The organism is Micromonospora sp. KC207, from assembly GCF_004348615.1.
GTDB lineage: Bacteria > Actinomycetota > Actinomycetes > Mycobacteriales > Micromonosporaceae > Micromonospora.
This window is the reverse complement of sequence record NZ_SMKJ01000145.1, coordinates 1-16,765: the sequence shown is the minus strand read 5'-3', so window position 1 is coordinate 16,765 and position 16,765 is coordinate 1. Positions and strand designations below refer to the sequence as shown.

At 74.6% G+C, this 16,765-nt stretch carries 16 protein-coding genes; 6 read left to right on the top strand and 10 right to left on the bottom strand.

Annotated features, from left to right (window positions below; translation table 11 throughout):
• From E1258_RS18840 to rimP, 4 genes are all read right to left on the bottom strand, one after another.
• Positions 1-220: translation initiation factor IF-2 N-terminal domain-containing protein (locus E1258_RS18840; protein WP_132402931.1), on the bottom strand; the 220-nt coding region annotated here is incomplete at its 3' end.
• A 93-nt stretch (positions 221-313) separates the two neighbouring features.
• Positions 314-646, bottom strand: coding sequence for a YlxR family protein (locus E1258_RS18835; protein WP_007075289.1), 333 nt, complete (start codon positions 644-646; stop codon positions 314-316).
• 16 nt (positions 647-662) lie between these two features.
• The gene (gene nusA / locus E1258_RS18830; protein WP_132402922.1) at positions 663-1,706 is read right to left on the bottom strand and encodes a transcription termination factor NusA; all 1,044 of its coding nucleotides are present in this window, start codon (positions 1,704-1,706) and stop codon (positions 663-665) included.
• A complete protein-coding gene (gene rimP, locus E1258_RS18825) occupies positions 1,703-2,380 on the bottom strand; it encodes a ribosome maturation factor RimP (protein ID WP_132402920.1) in 678 nt (225 codons plus the stop codon). Before rimP ends, nusA begins: the two co-directional genes overlap by 4 nt.
• A gap of 233 nt (positions 2,381-2,613) precedes the next feature.
• Here rimP and E1258_RS18820 point away from each other — a divergent pair, with 233 nt between their 5' ends.
• The 6 genes from E1258_RS18820 to E1258_RS18795 all read left to right on the top strand — a co-directional run bounded on the left by E1258_RS18820 (position 2,614) and on the right by E1258_RS18795 (position 8,372).
• Complete coding sequence (locus E1258_RS18820) at positions 2,614-3,054, top strand: hypothetical protein (RefSeq protein WP_371688640.1); 441 nt, start codon at positions 2,614-2,616, stop codon at positions 3,052-3,054.
• Complete coding sequence (locus tag E1258_RS18815) at positions 3,051-3,500, top strand: ferritin-like domain-containing protein (protein WP_132402918.1); 450 nt, start codon at positions 3,051-3,053, stop codon at positions 3,498-3,500. Before E1258_RS18820 ends, E1258_RS18815 begins: the two co-directional genes overlap by 4 nt.
• Positions 3,501-3,582: 82 nt before the next feature.
• Entirely contained in the window at positions 3,583-4,182 is a 600-nt protein-coding gene (locus E1258_RS18810) for a PadR family transcriptional regulator (RefSeq protein WP_132402916.1), read from the top strand.
• Positions 4,179-5,018 carry an ABC transporter ATP-binding protein gene (locus tag E1258_RS18805; RefSeq protein ID WP_132402914.1) on the top strand — a complete coding sequence of 280 codons (840 nt, stop codon included), beginning with the start codon at positions 4,179-4,181 and terminating at the stop codon, positions 5,016-5,018. Before E1258_RS18810 ends, E1258_RS18805 begins: the two co-directional genes overlap by 4 nt.
• Positions 5,015-7,825, top strand: a complete 2,811-nt coding sequence (locus E1258_RS18800; protein WP_165949830.1) for an ABC transporter permease — start codon at positions 5,015-5,017, stop codon at positions 7,823-7,825. The genes E1258_RS18805 and E1258_RS18800 overlap by 4 nt, the downstream gene beginning before the upstream one ends.
• Positions 7,826-7,874: 49 nt before the next feature.
• Positions 7,875-8,372, top strand: coding sequence for a nitroreductase family deazaflavin-dependent oxidoreductase (locus tag E1258_RS18795; protein WP_132402912.1), 498 nt, complete (start codon positions 7,875-7,877; stop codon positions 8,370-8,372).
• 166 nt (positions 8,373-8,538) lie between these two features.
• On the opposite strand, the gene E1258_RS18790 is transcribed toward E1258_RS18795, so the two are convergent.
• From E1258_RS18790 to E1258_RS18765, 6 genes are all read right to left on the bottom strand, one after another.
• Entirely contained in the window at positions 8,539-9,252 is a 714-nt protein-coding gene (locus E1258_RS18790) for a VIT1/CCC1 transporter family protein (protein WP_132402910.1), read from the bottom strand.
• Entirely contained in the window at positions 9,249-10,106 is an 858-nt protein-coding gene (map, locus tag E1258_RS18785; RefSeq protein ID WP_132402907.1) for a type I methionyl aminopeptidase, read from the bottom strand. Before map ends, E1258_RS18790 begins: the two co-directional genes overlap by 4 nt.
• Positions 10,107-10,203: 97 nt before the next feature.
• Positions 10,204-13,902: a SpoIIE family protein phosphatase gene (locus E1258_RS18780; protein WP_132402904.1), complete on the bottom strand. Its 3,699-nt coding sequence runs from the start codon at positions 13,900-13,902 to the stop codon at positions 10,204-10,206.
• Between the two features lie 186 nt (positions 13,903-14,088).
• Positions 14,089-14,637 (bottom strand): pyridoxamine 5'-phosphate oxidase family protein, encoded by a 549-nt coding sequence (locus E1258_RS18775; protein WP_132402901.1) that lies wholly within the window; start codon positions 14,635-14,637, stop codon positions 14,089-14,091.
• 101 nt (positions 14,638-14,738) lie between these two features.
• Positions 14,739-15,506 (bottom strand): 3-oxoacyl-ACP reductase, encoded by a 768-nt coding sequence (locus E1258_RS18770; protein WP_132402898.1) that lies wholly within the window; start codon positions 15,504-15,506, stop codon positions 14,739-14,741.
• 5 nt (positions 15,507-15,511) lie between these two features.
• Positions 15,512-16,765: aldehyde dehydrogenase (locus E1258_RS18765; protein WP_132402895.1), on the bottom strand; the 1,254-nt coding region annotated here is incomplete at its 5' end.

The window sequence follows — 16,765 nt, the reverse complement described above, 5'->3', positions numbered from 1 at the left end:
GTGTCGGGGTCGACGTCGGGCTCTGGGTGACCGCCGAAGGTGCGGACGGTGCCGGGGAGCCGGCGACGAAGGCGTTGCGCAGCCGCCGGGCGACGGGCGCCTCGACGGTGCTGGACGCGGACTTCACGAACTCGCCCATTTCCTTCAGCTTGGCGAGAACGGTCTTGCTTTCGACCCCGAGCTCTTTGGCAAGCTCGTGTACGCGGGCCTTACCTGCCACTGCACTCCTCACTCCGAGGTCGTGCGGGCAGCACCCGCAGCGACCTCACTCCTGCACTTGAAGCCTGGTCATTTCAGGGACTTCATCGTGTGCTCATGTCGGTCGTCCTACCTTGCTAGCGACCCTCGCCCGATCGGGATGACCGGACGTAGTGGTTGGCGCATCGACGTGCTCGGCCAGCACACCGTGGTCGACGACCCCGGTGACGCGCAGCGCGCGCCCGAAGGCACGGCGGCGCACTGCCAGCGCGAAGCAGGCCGGATCCGGGTGCATGTTCGCTCCCCGACCCGGCAGCCTGCGGGCCGGATCGGGCCGAAGACTGTGACCAGCCTCGTCGCCGATCGCGACGATCCGCAGCAATTCGCTGGCCGGCGCGCGTCGCCGGCAACCCACACAGGTGCGCTCCGGCAGCGCGCGTCGTACCACTGGAAGAAGTCTACCCCTAGCTGCTCGAGATCGCGCCGCCCGGCTCCCGGACGTGATCAGCCCCGCTCCGCGCAGCCGTGGTCGCCTGCTCCACGTCCGACCGGATGTCGATCCGCCAACCGGTCAATCGGGCAGCAAGCCGGGCGTTCTGCCCCTCCCGGCCGATCGCGAGGGAGAGCTGGAAGTCCGGAACGGTGACCCGGGCGGTCCGGGTGGCCAGGTCGACCACCTCGACCCGCAGGGCCTTGGCCGGCGAGAGCGCGTTGCCGACGAAGGTGGCCGGGTCGTCCGACCAGTCGATGATGTCGATCTTCTCGCCGTGCAGCTCGCTCATCACCGCGCGGACCCGCTGCCCCATCGGGCCGATGCAGGCGCCCTTGGCGTTGACGCCCGGCACGGTGGAACGCACCGCGATCTTCGTGCGGTGGCCGGCCTCCCGGGCGATGGCCCCGATCTCCACGGTGCCGTCGGCGATCTCCGGCACCTCCAGGGCGAACAGCTTCTTCACCAGCGCGGGGTGGGAACGGGAGAGGGTGATCTGCGGCCCGCGCATGCCCTTGGCGACGTGCACCACGACGCAGCGGATCCGCTCGCCGTGGGTGTACCGCTCGCCGGGGACCTGCTCGGACTGCGGCAGCACGCCCTCCAGCTTGCCCAGGTCGACGCTGACGATGCCCTTCTCGCTACGCGCCTCGTGCGCCTGCACCACACCGGTGACCAGGTCGCCGTCGCGGCCGACGTACTCGCCGAAGTGCACCTCGTCGGTGGCCTCCCGCAGGCGCTGGAGGATCACCTGCTTGGCGGTCATGGCCGCGATCCGGCCGAAGTCGTGCGGGGTGTCGTCCCACTCCCGCACCACCATGCCGTCGGCGTCCAACTCCTGCGCGTAGACCAGGGCCGCGCCGTTCTTGCGGTCGATCTCGACCCTGGCGTGCGATTCGGCCCCTTCGGTGTGCCGGTAGGCGGTCAGCAGCGCGGTCTCGATCGCCGCAAGGATCGTGTCGAACGGGATCTCCCGCTCGCGCTCGAGTGCGCGCAGCGCCGCGAGGTCGATGTTCACCTCTCCTCGTCCTCCACATCATCTTCGTCGTCGATGTCGTCAATGTCTGAGCTGTCGTCGAGTTCGTCGTCGGCCACCTCGTCGAGGCGGTGAAACTCCACCTGCACCCGGCCGGGGCCGAGCTCGGCGTGGCTGAACTCCACGCGGCCGGAGTCGGTCTCCAGCACCACGCGCTCGTCGTCGGCCTCGACCACCCGGCCGGTGACCTGCCGGTCGCCGGTGGGCTGCCGGTCCCCGGCGCGGGCGGTCACCTTCACCAGCCGGCCGACGTTGCGCCGCCAGTGCCGGGGCAGGGTGAGCGGACGGTCCACCCCAGGGGAGCTGACCTCGAGCTGGTACTCGCCGGCGAGGATGTCGCCGCCGGCCTCCTCGGCCGCGTCGAGCGCGGCGGAGACGGCCCGGGACACATCGGCGACGGCGTCCAGGTTGATCCCGCCGTCGGCGTCGACGATCACCCGCACCACGTGCCGGCGGCCGGCCCGGGAGACGGAGACGTCCTCCAGGTCGTACCCGGCCGCGTTGACCACCGGCTCGATCACCGCGTGCAACCGGGCCCGCCGTGCGGCGAGGTCCACCCGGGGGCCGCCGACGCGGTCACCGCCCCGGGGGCCGTCGGCGCGTCGGGGTCTCCCCGTCGGCCCCGTCGACCTGGTGGCACGGCCACGCTGCGTCATCTGGCGCACCCCTTCATGAACGACGACGCCCGGTCGGGACGCCATGCCGGCACGCCACCGGGGCGGACGCGCCGGTGGCTGCGCAGAGCGTAACGCGACCGCGTCACGGCGGGCCGGGCGGCGCACCGACGCCCTTGGCCCACATATCCGCTCCGATGGTGTTGACTTGTCCGGTGGCGAGGGGCAGAACGACACAACGCGATCGGGCACTCGGGCATTCCCGGCGAAACATCTTGCGCGCGAGCGCGCTCCTGGCGCTCGGCGGCACCGTCGCGCCGCTGACCGGCTGTGATCTCTTCGACCGCGGCGACGAGCGGGACCGGGTGCCCGACCCGCTCGAACCCCTCGCGGCGCAGGCTCGCGAGCTGGCCGCCCGGCACCGCGCCGCCCTGGCCGCAGACCCGGGCCTGGCGCCGCTGCTCACCCCGATCGCGGACGCCCACGAAGCGCACGCCGGCGAGCTGGCGAAGCTGACGGGCCGACCGGCGCCCTCGCCGGAGCCCTCCCCGGACGCCACCGGCGACCGCTCGGCGGTGCTGGCCGCGCTGCGCGAGGCCGAGCAGCGCGGGCGCGAGTCGGCCGCGACGCTCTGCGCCGAGGCCCCGGCCGATCGGGCGGCCCTGGTCGGCTCGATCGCCGCCGCCCGGGCGACCCACGTGGAGGCGTTGCGGTGAGGCGCCTTCAGGCACCGTCCGGGCCGGCCGAGGCCCTGGCCGGCGCGCTCGCCGCCGAGTACGCGGCGGTCTTCGCGTACGGGGTGATCGGGGTGCGGCTCGCCGACGCCGCCCGCACGGCCGCCCGCCGCGCCGAGACGGCGCACCGGTCCCGGCGCGACGCGCTGGTGCTCCAGCTCAGCGCGGCCGGCAGCGCGGTCCCCGCCGACAAGGCCGGGTACGCGCTGCCGTTCCCCGTCACCGACGCGGCGAGCGCGCTACGGCTGGCGGTGGAGGTGGAGGAACGCACCGCCGCCTTCTGGAGGGTGGCGCTGCCGCACACCACGGGCGCGGACCGCGACCGGGCCCTCGCGGCGCTGACCGACTGCGCGGTGCGGGCCACGCGGTGGCGGCGCACCGCCGGCGTGACTCCCGTCACCGTGGCCTTCCCCGGCCGCACCGCCTGACCGGGCCCCGGGCGTTTGCGCTGGTCGCTTCGGCGGCACCCGCGATTGCGGATGGCATACCAGGTATGCATACTTCGGAGCCATGTCCATCCGTCACGGCCTGCTCGCGCTCCTCGAACGCGGCCAGATGTACGGCTACCAGCTCCGGGCCGCGTTCGAGGAGTCGACCGGCTCGACCTGGCCGCTGAACATCGGGCAGGTCTACACCACCCTGTCCCGGTTGGAGCGGGACGGACTGGTCCGCCCGCTGCCGGAGAGCGAGGCGGGGCAGCGGCCGTACGAGATCACCGACGCCGGACGGGCGGACCTCGCGCTGTGGTTCGCGACCCCGATCAGCCGCACCGACCGCCCCCGCGACGAGCTGGCGATCAAGCTGGCCCTGGCCCTGACCACCCCCGGGGTGGACGTGCGGGCCGTGGTGCAGACCCAGCGCACCGCCACCATGCGGGCGTTGCAGGAGTTGACGCGGTTGAAGTACGCCAGCGACCGTCCCGAGGACCTGCCCTGGCGGCTGGTGCTGGACGCGATGGTGTTCCAGGCCGAGGCGGAGATCCGCTGGCTGGACCATTGCGAGACGAGCCTGGTGCGGCACCGGCCCACCCCGGGGCCCGGCGGACGGGCCGGTCCGGGGCACGCGGCGGAGGCCGAGGCCGACCGAGACGGCGAGGAGGCGCGGCGATGAGCGGGACGGGCGGCGCGCCGACGACCCGACCCGACCCGACCGACCCGCTTCGTGGGCCCGACGCCCCCGGCTCCGACGCCACCGGTTCGGGCACGCCCGGTTCCGGCACGGCGGAAACGGCCGTGCTCGACGTCCGCGACGTGCACCGTACCCACGGCAGCGGCGAGGCGGCCGTACACGCCCTGCGCGGGGTGAGCCTCACCGTCGCCCCCGGCGAGCTGATCGCGGTGATGGGGCCCTCCGGCTCCGGCAAGTCCACCCTGCTCGCCCTCGCCGGCGGGCTGGACGGCCCGACCGCCGGCGAGGTCCGCGTCGAGGGGCAGGCGCTCGGCGCGCTGGACCGGCGCGCGCTGGCCCGGCTGCGCCGCCGGCGGATCGGCTACATCTTCCAGGCCCTGAACCTGCTGGGCAGCCTCACCGCCGCCGAGAACGTCGCGCTCCCCCTCGAACTGGACGGCGTCGGCGTACGCCAGGCCCGGCGGGCGGCCCAGGCCGCGCTCACCGAGGTGGGCCTCGCCGAGCTGGGCGACCGCTTCCCCGACCAGCTCTCCGGAGGGCAGCAGCAGCGGGTGGCCATCGCCCGGGCCCTGGTCGGCGAGCGGCGGCTCGTGCTGGCCGACGAGCCGACCGGCGCGCTGGACTCACAGACCGGCGAGGCGGTGCTGCGCCTGCTGCGCCGCCGGGTCGACGCGGGCGCCGCCGCCGTCCTGGTCACCCACGAGGCCCGGCACGCCGGCTGGGCCGACCGGGTGGTGTTCCTGCGGGACGGGGTCATGGTGGACTCGACGCCCCCGCTGGGCGGCGTCGAACAGCTCCTGGCCGGCAGCGAACGGTGAGCACCGAGCGCCGCGCCGCCCCGCCGGCGGGGGGCCCGCACCCGGCCGCCGCCCCCGCCGGACCCGGCGGCCCCCATGGCCGGCCGCCTGCTCGGCCCGCCCGCGACCGGCGGTTCCTGGCGGCGCTGCGCACCTGGCGGGCGGCACTGCGGATCGCCCGGCGGGAGGCACTGCGCGCCCGGGGGCGGACCGCGTTGGTGCTCGCCATGATCACCCTTCCGGTGCTGGGACTCGCCTTCTCCGCAGTCAGCTACGACATGGCGGAGCTGAGCCGGGCCGAGCGGATCGACCGGCGGCTCGGGACCGCCGACGCGGAGCTGCGCTGGGCGGCCGAGGGCCCGGTGACGCAGGACGCCTGGGGCGACACCTCGGACGCCCGCGACGGCGTCCCGGAGCGGACCCGTCCGGTCACCGCCGGCGAGCTGACCGCCCTGCTGCCGGCCGGCAGTCGCGTCGGCGAGGTCCACTGGTGGGTGCCGTTCGAGGTCCGGGTCAGGGGCAAGCGCGAGACGGTCAGCGGGCGGCTGCTGGACCTGACCAACCCGGTGCTGCGAAGGCAGGGCCGGGTCCTCGCCGGCCGTCCGCCGACCGGCCCCGACGAGGTCGGGCTCAACCACGCGGCGCTGCGCCGGCTGCACGTGGGGCTCGGTGACCGGATCGCACCGGCCGACGGGTCGGCCGAGCGGACCGTGGTCGGGGTCGTGGAGTTCCCCGACGACCTGAGCCCCACCGTGGCGCTGCACCCTGCGGCCCAGCCATCGGCCGGGCCGCAGGGTGAGACGAGCTGGCTCGTCGACCTGCCGGGCGATGCCGATCCCGGGCTGACGGAACGGCTCAACGCGCGCGGGATCGTGGTGGTCGCCCGTGCCCCGGTGCTGGACCCAGCGGCCGATCCCGAGACGCTGAGCGCCGCGCTCAGCGTCGAGGAAACCACCAACACGCTGCTGGTGGGCGGGCTGGGCCTGCTTGAGGTCGTGCTGCTGGTCGGGCCGGCGTTCGCCGTCGGGGTGCGGCGGCGACGCCGCGACCTCGCACTGGTCGCGGTGGCCGGCGGCGACGCCGCGCACCTGCGCCGCATCGTGCTCGCCGACGGGGTGGTGCTGGGCTTCGCGGGGGCCGCCGCCGGCCTGGCGCTGGGCGTCGCCGCCGCGTTCGCGGCCCGCCCGCTCGTCGAGGAGCACGTCTTCGGGGCGCGCTTCGGGGCGTACCGTGTCTTCCCGACCGCGCTGGCGGCGATCGCGGCGGTCGCGGTGCTGGCCGGGGTGCTCGCGGCCCTGGCACCGGCCTGGACCGCCGCGCGACAGGACGTGGTGGCGGGGCTGGCCGGGCGGCGGACCCCACCGGAGCACCGGCGGCGCTGGCTGCTGATCGGCGTGCTGCTGGCCACGGTCGGCGTGGCGGTCGCCACGCTCGGGGCCGCGCGGACCACCACGACCGTGCTCTTCGCCGGCCTGGTCGTCGGCGAGCTCGGGCTGGTCTTCGTCACCCCGACGCTGGTCGGGTTGCTCGCCCGGGCCGGCCGGTGGCTCCCGCTGGCACCTCGGATCGCGCTGCGGGACGCCAGCCGCAACCGTTCCTCGGCGGCCCCGGCCATCTCCGCGGTGATGGCCGCGGTCGCCGGCAGCGTCGCCCTCGGCGTCTACGTAACCGGCGACAGCGCCCGCACCCGCGCCAGCTACCAGCCGGGCATGCCGTACGGGCACGCCATGGTCGTCGGCCATGGGGAGACGGCGCTGCCGCCGGTGCCCCGGATCGCCGAGGTGGCCGCCGCGACGATGCCGGGGAGCACGGTGGCCCGGATCGACATCCCCACCTGCCCCACGCCGGCCGACGACGGCGACTGGTGCGACATCCGGGCGGAGCTGCCGCCCGCGCAGGCCTGCCCGTACCAGGTGGAACAGTCGCACGACGCGGACGTGCGGGCACGCGCCCGCAGCGACCCGCGATGCGGCGGGCGGGCGGAGAACGGATACGCCACGGGCTACTTCCTGCCCGTCTCGGTCGACGACGGCGACGCGCTGGCGGCGCTGCTCGGGGCCAGCCCCGAGCAGGCGGCCGCCGCCCGGCGGGTGCTGGCGGCCGGCGGCGCGGTGGTGACCGACGGGCGGTACCTCCTCGCCGGCCGACTCACCCTAACGGCGACCCGGGCCGGAACCGACTCGGAGCCCGTGGCCGTCGGGACCGCCACCGTCCCCGGGTACGCCCTGCACAGCGGCTTCGAGGACCGCTTGGTGGTGTCCCACGCCGCCGCCGCCCGGCTCGGCCTCGCCTCCCGGCAACTCGGGTACGTGGTGGCCACCGCCGCCGCCCCGACCAACACCCAGCAGGACCGCTTCGACGTCGAGCTGCGCCGGCTCGGCCCGCTCGACGTGATCGTCGAACGGGGGGACTGGGGCAACGACCAGCGTCCCCTGCTGCTACTGCTGGCCATCGGCTCCGGTCTGATCACGGTGGGCGCGGCGGCTGTCGCCACCGGCCTCGCCGCCGCCGAGGGGCGGACGGACCTGTCCACCCTGGGCGCCGTGGGCGCCAGTCCCCGGATGCGCCGGGTGCTCTCGCTGTGCCAGGCCGGGGTGATCGCCGTGCTCGGCTCGGCGCTGGGCATCGTCGTCGGGCTGGGCACCGCCGCGATCATCATGGTCGCCCTGAACCGCCGCTACGCCACGGTTTGGCCGCAGCCGGAGCCGTACCCGATCGTGGTCCCCTGGCTCACCCTGGGCGTGCTGGTGGTGGTTCCGCTGGTGGCGATGCTCGGCGCGGCCCTGTTCACCCGGTCCCGGCTGGCGGTCGAACGCCGCCTCGACTGACAGCCGACCGGGGCGCCACCCGCCGGCCGCAGGCGGCACACTGACGATCGTGTCCGCAATCGGTACCCTCACCCGCCGCCTCGGCCACCACCGGTGGTTCGCCGCCACGATCCGGCTGCTCGTCCCGGTGGACCGGGCGGTCGGCCGGCTGACCCGGGGATGGGTGGTCGCGCTCGGCCTGGTCCCCTCGCTGGTCATCACCACCACCGGGCGCCGCTCTGGCCTGCCGCGCAGCAACCCCCTGCTGTACGTTCCCGACGGCGACGCCTACGTGGTGGTCGGCTCCAACTGGGGGCAGCAGCACCAACCCGCCTGGGCGCTGAACCTGCTGGCCAACCCGACCGCCCAGGTCGACGTGCGGGGCCGGCGGGTGGCGGTACGGGCCGAGGTGGCCATCGGCGCGGAACGCGACCGGCTCTGGGAACTGTTGGTCGCCGAGTGGCCGGCGTACCAGACGTACGTCGAACGGGCCGGCGGGCGAAACATCCGCGTCTTCCGGCTGGTGCCGGCCGGGCGCGGCGGACCGGGCGGCCCCGCCGCCGGGTGACTAGGGTGGAGCCCGCGCCGCGGCGGCCCGCCCGGCGGCCGGTCGCCGGCTGACCCGCGCGGCGCCTCCGGCCCGCCTCGCCCCCCATTCCGTGCCGCCCGGCGCGCCCGCGTGGCGGGTGGTGAGAGGGGAGCCCTCCTCTACCGCAGGCGTTAACAGGGGGCCCTTACAGGCCGCCCTGGACGCCGATCAACGTGCCGACCAGGTACGTCGCGGCTGCCGCCGCCACGCCGAGCAGGAGCTGCCGCAGGCCGCTGCTCCACCAGGCGCGGTTGGTGAACCGGGCCACGATCGCCCCGGCCGCGAAGAGCCCGACCCCGCCGACGGCCAACGCCAGCCACAGGCTGGTGGCGCCGAGCAGGTAGGTCAGCAGCGGGATCAGCGCGCCGGCCGAGAAGAACAGGAACGACGAGATCGCCGCCACCCACGGGCTCGGCTGGTCGTCCGGGTCGACGCCCAACTCCTCCCGGACGTGCACCCGCAGCGCCTCCTCCGGGTTGGCCCGCACCGCCTCGGCGACCTGCATGGCGAGGTCGCGGGGCAGGCCCCGGGCCACCCAGGCGTCGGCCAGCTCACGGGCCTCCGCCTCCGGGTGCCGTTCCAGCTCGCGGCGTTCCTTGGCCACCTCGGCGGCGACCTGCTCGTTGGCCGACCGGACGCTGGTGTACTCGCCGAGGCCCATCGAGATCGCGCCGGCGACCAGGCCGGCGACGCCGGTGAGCACGATGCTGTGCGGCGACACCCCGCCGCCGCCGACGCCCGCGATCAGGGCGATGTTGGTGACCAGGCCGTCCATCGCGCCGAACACGGCCGGCCGCAGCCAGCCGCCGGACACGTCCGCGTGGTGCCCCTCGTGTAGCGCGGCCGGGGTGTCGGTCACGGCAGGGTCAGGATCTCGTGGCCGTCCTCGGTCACGAGGATCGTGTGCTCGAACTGCGCGGTCCACCTCCGGTCCTTCGTGACGACCGTCCAGCCGTCGTCCCACATGTCGTACTGGTGGGTGCCGAGGGTGATCATCGGCTCGATGGTGAAGGTCATCCCCGGCTCCATCACGTCTGTGGGCCGGGGGCTGTCGTAGTGCGGCACGTAGAGGCCGCTGTGGAAGGCCTCTCCGATGCCGTGGCCGGTGAAGTCGCGGACCACGCCGTAGCCGAACCGCTTGGCGTACGACTCGATGACCCGGCCGATCACGTTGATCTGCCGGCCCGGAGCGACCGCCTTGATCCCCCGCAGCATCGCCTCGTGGGTCCGCTCGACCAGCAGCCGGGCCTCCTCGCTGACCTCGCCGACGCAGAAGGTGGCGTCGGTGTCGCCGTGCACCCCACCGATGTACGCGGTCACGTCGACGTTGACGATGTCGCCGTCCTGGAGCACCGTCGAGTCCGGGATGCCGTGGCAGATGACCTCGTTGAGGCTGGTGCAGCAGGACTTCGGGAAGCCCTTGTAGCCCAGCGTCGACGGATAGGCCCCGTGGTCGCAGAGGAACTCGTGCACCACCCGGTCGATCTCGTCGGTGCTCACCCCGGGCTTGCAGTGCTCCCCGGCGAGCTGCGTGGCCTGGGCGGCGAGCCGGCCGGCGACCCGCATCCGCGCGATGGTCTCCGGGGTCTGCACGTGCGAGCCACGCCATGCCTGGGGACTCTTCTTGCCCACGTACTCCGGTCGGACGATGTGACCCGGCACCGGTCGCATCGGGGAGAGCGTGCCGGGGGTCAGCGGCGCACGGACGGTCATGGCACAAGCCTATCGCCGGCCCGGCGCCGGACGCTGCGGCCCGGTGCCCGCCGACGTCGGTGGGCTGGCCGGCGGCTGGGTGGCCCCCGCCTAGCGCTCAACCCCGTAGCCGCCGGCGCAGCGTCACCTCGGTGCCCTCGGCGGTACGGCTGACCGTCAGCTCGCCCAGCGCCCTGATCAACGCCAGCCCGCGCCCGCGGAAGCCCGCGCCGGTCGACTCCCGCCACTGCCCGCTGTCCCGGACCGTGGCCACCACCGTGCCGTCGACGAGGGTCACCTCCACCCCGATGGTCGGCTCGGCCGGGGAGACCGGGTGCTCGATGGCGTTCGCGGCGGCCTCGGAGACCGCCACGGTGAGGTCGAACAGGTCGGTCTCGCCGACCCGGTGGGCGGTGAGGAAGTCCTCCAGTCGGCTGCGCAGCACGCTCAGCCGGGTCGGGTCGGCGGGCAGCCGCAGCGCGAACCGGTTCGGCTCGGTCGCCTCCAGCGCGAGCACCGCCACGTCGTCGCGGCGGGGTCGCGTGGCGACCCGCTCCACGACCGCGTCGACCAGGTCGGCGACGTGCTCGCCGCCGGCTGCGTCCGCGCGTAGCTGCGCGAGGGCCGCGTCGAGGCCGAGCTGGCGGTCCTCGATCAGCCCGTCGGTGTAGAGCAGCAGCCGGGCCCCGGGGCACAGCTCGTCGTCCACCGTCCGGTACGACGCGCCGGGGATCGCGCCCACCGGTGGACCGAGCGCGCGGTCGTGCAGGAACGCCACGTCGTCTCCTCGGATCAGCAGGGGGGACGGATGCCCGGCGCTGGCGTAGCGCAGCCGGCCGGTGCGGGGCGAGAACCAGAGGCAGACCACGGTCGCGAACGACGGCTGCTCCGCCGAGCCGACCAGCCGGTTGAGCCGGGTCAGCGACTCGCCCGGGTCGTAGCCCTCCAGCACGTACGCCCGCAGCGCGTTGCGGAGCTGCCCCATCGAGGCGGCGGCCCGCACACCCTTGCCGACCACGTCGCCGATGACCAGGACCAGCTCGTCGCCGTCGAGCCGGATCACGTCGTACCAGTCGCCACCGACCTCGACGTCGGCGCTGCCGGGTAGGTAACGGCTGGCCACCACCGCGCCGGGCAGCCGGGGCAGCGACCGGGGCAGCAGGCTGTGCTGGAGGGTGGTGGCGATGCGGTGCTCGGCCTCGTAGAGCTGGGCGTTCTCCAGCCGCACTCCGACCAGCCGGGCGAGCTGGGTCAGCGCGGCGTGGCCGGGGTCGGTGGCGTCCTGGGCGTCGCCCCAGATCCGCAGCTCGCCGAGCTGTTCCGCGGCGCTGCCGGTCAGCGGCAGCACGACAGACGGCTCGACGGCGGCCGTCCCGCCGCCGGCCGCCTCGTACCGGGCCCCGGTGGCGGTGACCACCACCCGGGCCGCCTCGGCGAGGCCGACCGCGTGCCGGGCGGCCACCTGGAGCACCTCGGCGGTGGTGCGGGCGGTGTTCACCGCTACGGCGGCGTCGGCCAGCGCGCGCAGCCGCCGGATGATCTGCCCCCGTAGCTGGCCCAGCTCGACGTTGGCCCGGACCCGGGCGATCAGCTCCTGGCTTGAGAACGGCTTGGTGAGGTAGTCGTCCGCGCCGACGGCGAGGCCGGCGACGGCCTCCGCCGAACCGGCCCGGGCGGAGAGCAGCACGATCGGCACGTGCCGGGTACGCGGGTCCGCGCGCAGCGCGGTGACCAGGCCGAAGCCGTCGAGCCGGGGCATCATCACGTCGGTCAGCACCAGGTCGAACGGGGTCTCCACGGCCCGGCGCAGCGCCTCGACGCCGTCCGGCACGGCCACCACCTCCCACGACGGGCAGAGCAGCCGGGCGACGTGTTCGCGCAGGTCGGCGTTGTCGTCGGCGAGCAGGATGCGGCCCGCCGCGGCCCGGTCCCCGACACCGGGTGACACGGCCGACGCGGTGGCCGGCGCGCCGGTCCACCGCGCGGTCTCGGCCGCGAAGAGCCGCGCCTGCCCCAGCTCCGGCGGCGCGTCCGGGGCGTCGGCCGCCACCCGGTCGGCGGGCAGGTGTGCGGAGCCGAACTGCACGGTCACGGTGAACGTGCTGCCCCCGTCGACGACGCTGCGCACCTCGGCCCGACCGGCGTGCATCTCCACCAGCTCCCGGACCAGCGCCAACCCGATCCCGGTGCCCTCGTGGGTGCGGGAGCGGACGCCGGGGATCCGGTGGAACCGCTCGAAGACGTGCGGCAGTTCCTCCGGGGCGATACCGACGCCGGTGTCGGCGACCTCCAGCCGGGCCGCGCCGTTCACCGCCCGGATCCGGACCCGGACCTCGCCGTCGAAGGTGAACTTCACCGCGTTGGCGACGAGGTTGAGCACGATCTTCTCCCACATGTCCCGGTCGACGAAGACCGGCGCGGGCAGCGGCGGGCAGTCGACGGCCAGGCGCAGGCCGACGCGTTCGGTGGCCGAGCGGAAGGTGCTGGCCAGCCGGGCGGTGTAGTCGGCGAGGTCGGTGGGCTGGTAGTGGGCGGCCAGCCGGCCGGACTCCAGGCGGGAGAAGTCGAGCACGGTGTTGACCAGCTTGAGCAGGCGCAGCGCGTTGCGGTGCATCACGGTCAGCTGGTCGATGTGGGCCTCGGGCAGCGTCTGGTCGGCGAGCAGGTCCTCCAGCGGGCCCAGCACGAGGGTCAGCGGGGTGCGGAACTCGTGGCTGACGTTGGCGAAGAAGCTCGTCTTGGCCCGATCGAGCGCGGCCAACTCGGCCACCCGGGCCCGTTCCTGCTCGTACGCCCGCTGCCGGCCGACAGCGCGGGAGAGCTGGGCGGCGATCAGGTCGAAGAAGGTGCGGTACTCGCCGGTGAGCGGCAGCCGGGCCGAGACGCCCACGACGAGCGCCCCCACAGGCTCGTGGGTCGCGGTGACCGGCAGCACCAGCGCCTGCGCGGCGGTGCCGGCGTCGACCTGCGGCAGCAGGTCGACGACGTCGATCGTGGTGGCGCACCCGCCGTCGGCGACCCGGCTCACCGCGGCCGTCGCCGCGTCGCGGAACGGCAGCGGCTCGACCGGCCCGGCTGCGGCGTCGTCGGCGCCGGGGCCGCTGCGCCCGGCGAGGGTGAGCCGCCCGGCGTCGTCACGCAGGTAGACCAGGCCGAACGGGACGTCCGCCCGGTGCCGGTCGAGCACCAGGGCGGCGGCCCGTCCCAGCGCCGCGACGTTCTCCGCCTCCGCCAGGTCGGAGCCCAGTTCGGCCAGGGCGCGCAGCCGGCGTTCGCCGAGCACCCAACCGGTGGTCTCGTTGACGATGCAGAGAACCCCGTCGATGCCACCATCGGCGGCGCGGATCGGGTCGTACGAGACGTCGAAGTAGACCTCTTCGAGAAAGCCGTGCCGGTGCAGCACGAAGGGATGGTTCTCGCCCCGGTACGGCTCGCCGGTCTTGCGGACCGAGTCCAGCAGGGGCCCGACCACGTCCCAGGTCTCCACCCAGTGCTCCATGGCGGGCTGGCCGATGGCGTGGGGGTGCTTGGCGCCGATGGTCGGCAGGTAGGCGTCGTTGTAGAAGGCACGGTGATCGGGGCCCCAGAACATGACGATCTGCGCCCGGGAGGACAGCATCATGGCGACCGCGTGGCAGAGCGCCGGCGGCCAGCCGGACGGGAAGCCGAGCGGACTGGACGCCCAGTCGAAGCGGAGCAGCCGCTTCCCCATCTCGCCACCGGTGGCGCACGCGGCGGTGAGCAGCGGCGGGAACGCCTCCTCGACGGTCCCGGCGGACGGATGCTGCCCGTCGTCGCCCCCCTGGGCCGAGCTCATGCACCCTCCCGCACCGGCCGTCACCCCCGACAACGCATGATCGCCGTCGTGCCCCGCCTTGTACCCAGACGGACCAGCAACGTAACGCGTCACCGCCGTCATGCGCTGGCTACCTGCGTCTGACCTGGGGATCGCCGGCGGCCGGCCGTCCCGGCCTGATCGGACGGGCGGGGCCTCGCCGGGGGCTCAGAAGACCGGCAGGCCGTCGATGCTCGCGGCGTTCTTCGTGGCCCGGTAGGTGACCAGGTCTTCGGCAGTGCGGCGGGAGTGCGCCCGGATCAACAGGTCCCGGTCCCCCTGGTACTCCATCAGCGGGACGGCGTACCCGCAGGAGTCGCTGACCCGGTCGACGTCGACGGTGATCACCGCGCGGGCGGAGTGCAGGTCCGGCGGGTCGGGGAAGTCGGCGAGCCGCTCGGCGAAGCCGGCGTCCTCCACCGTCACGGCCGAGCCCCGGCCGTGCAGCCGGACGATGTTCGGCGGCCCGGCGAAGGCGCAGAACATCAGCGTGATGCGACCGTTCTGCCGCAGGTGGGCGATGGTCTCCGCGCCGCTGCCGTGGAAGTCGACCCAAGCCACCCGGTGCGGGCCGAGGATGACGAAGGTGCCGCGCATGCCCTTCGGCGAGACGTTGACGTGCCCGTCGGTCCCGGAGGGCGCGGTGGCGACGAAGAAGACGGGCTGCTCCTCGATGAACTCGCGCAGCCGCCCGTCGATGGCCTCATGAACCTTCATGCCCCCATCCTGGCACCGCCTACCGAAAAGTGGGATGCCCGTTACCGCCAGGCGGGACACCCGACGGGCCGGGCGCGGACCGGCCCCGGCCCCGCCCCGCCTCACAGCGGGGTCACGTACGCGCCGGTGATCCCGCCGTCGACCACGAACTGGGCGGCCGTCATGAACGACGAGTCGTCGCTGGCCAGGAAGGCGACCGCCGCGGCGATCTCCTCCGGCTGGCCGAACCGGCCCATTGGCACGTGCACGAGGCGGCGGGCGGCCCGCTCCGGGTCGGCGGCGAACAGCTCCATCAGCAGCGGGGTGGCGATCGGTCCGGGGCACAGCGCGTTCACCCGGATGCCCTCCCGGGCGAACTGCACGCCCAGCTCCCGGGTCATCGCCAGCACCCCGCCCTTGCTGGCCGTGTACGCGATCTGCGACGTGGCCGCACCCATCAGCGCCACGAACGACGCCGTGTTGATGATCGAGCCCTTGCCCTGTTGGCGCATGTGCGGAATGGCGTACTTGCAGCACAGGTAGACGCTGGTGGTGTTGACCCGCAGCACCCGTTCCCAGGCGTCCAGGCCGGTCTCCAGGATCGAATCGTCGTCCGGCGGCGAGATGCCCGCGTTGTTGAACGCCACGTCCACCCGCCCGTGCCGCCGCGCCACCCCGTCGAACAGGTCCCGCACGGCCGCCTCGTCGGCCACGTCGCAGGCGACGAACTCGCCGCCCACCTCCTGCGCGGCCCGGTCGCCCGCCGCCGCGTCGACGTCGACGCAGACCACCCGCGCCCCCTCGGCGGCGAACCGCCGCGCCGTGGCCAGCCCGATCCCGCTGCCCGCCCCGGTCACCACGGCGACCCGGTCCGCCAGTCGTTGCTGCATGACGTTCACTCCTCGGTGCTGATGAACACGTTCTTGACATCGGTGAAGGCGTGCAGCGCGTCCGGGCCCAGCTCGCGGCCCAGCCCGGAGCGCTTCATCCCGCCGAACGGGGTCCAGTACCGCACCGAGGAGTGCGAGTTGACGCTGAGGTTGCCCGACTCGACCGCCCGGGCCATCCGCAACGCCCGGCCCACGTCCCGGGTCCAGATCGAGCCGGACAGGCCGTACTCGGTGTCGTTGGCCAGCCGGACCGCGTCCGCCTCGTCGTCGAACGGAAGCACCGACACGACCGGGCCGAAGATCTCCTCCCGCCAGTGCCGCTCGGCCGGGGAGTCGGCGAGCAGCACCGTCGGGGCGTACCAGAAGCCGGGGCCGTCGGGGCGGGAGCCGGTGAAGGCCACCCGCGCCCCGTCGACGTACCCGGCGACCCGGTCGCGCTGGGCGGCGGAGATCAGCGGGCCCATCTCGGCGGTCTCCCGCGCCGGGTCCTCCACCCGCAGCGCCCGCACGGCCGGCTCCAACAGCTCCAGGAACCGGTCGTACGCCGGGCGCTGGACCAGGATCCGCGACCGGGCGCAGCAGTCCTGGCCGGCGTTGTCGAAGACCGCGTACGGTGCGGTGGCCGCCGCCCGCTCCAGGTCCGCGTCGGCGAAGACGATGTTCGCGCTCTTGCCGCCCAGCTCCAGGGTGACCCGCTTCACCTGGGCGGCGCAGCCGGCCATGATCCGGGTGCCGACCTCGGTGGACCCGGTGAAGCAGACCTTGCGTACGGCCGGATGGGTGACGAACCGCTCCCCCACCACGTCGCCCCGGCCCGGCAGGACGGTGAACACGCCCTCGGGCAGGCCCGCGTCGCGCCCCAGCTCGGCCAGGCGCAGCGCGGTCAGCGGGGTCAGCTCGGCCGGCTTGAGCACGACCGTGTTGCCGGCGGCCAGCGCCGGGGCGAACCCCCAGGCGGCGATCGGCATCGGGAAGTTCCACGGCACGATCACCCCGACCACGCCGAGCGGCTCGTGGAAGGTGACGTCCAGCCCGCCGGGCACCGGGATCTGCCGGCCGGTCAGCCGCTCCGGCGCGCCCGCGTAGTAGTCGAGCACGTCGCGGACGTTGCCGGCCTCCCAGCGGGCGTTGCCGATGGTGTGCCCGCTGTTGCGCACCTCCAGCAGCGCCAACTCCTCCAGGTGCGCGTCCACCAGGGCGGCGAACCGCCGCAGCACCCGCGCCCGCTCGCCCGGCGCCACCCCCCGCCACCGTTCGAA

What these genes read in the sequence shown, in the direction of transcription:
- rimP (WP_132402920.1), bottom strand. Translation starts at nt 2,380, where the DNA reads ATGACGCAGCGTGGCCGTGCCACCAGGTCGACGGGGCCGACGGGGAGA.
- E1258_RS18810 (WP_132402916.1), top strand. Translation starts at nt 3,583, where the DNA reads ATGTCCATCCGTCACGGCCTGCTCGCGCTCCTCGAACGCGGCCAGATG.
- E1258_RS18805 (WP_132402914.1), top strand. Translation starts at nt 4,179, where the DNA reads ATGAGCGGGACGGGCGGCGCGCCGACGACCCGACCCGACCCGACCGAC.
- map (WP_132402907.1), bottom strand. Translation starts at nt 10,106, where the DNA reads ATGACCGTCCGTGCGCCGCTGACCCCCGGCACGCTCTCCCCGATGCGA.
- E1258_RS18780 (WP_132402904.1), bottom strand. Translation starts at nt 13,902, where the DNA reads ATGAGCTCGGCCCAGGGGGGCGACGACGGGCAGCATCCGTCCGCCGGG.
- E1258_RS18775 (WP_132402901.1), bottom strand. Translation starts at nt 14,637, where the DNA reads ATGAAGGTTCATGAGGCCATCGACGGGCGGCTGCGCGAGTTCATCGAG.
- E1258_RS18770 (WP_132402898.1), bottom strand. Translation starts at nt 15,506, where the DNA reads ATGCAGCAACGACTGGCGGACCGGGTCGCCGTGGTGACCGGGGCGGGC.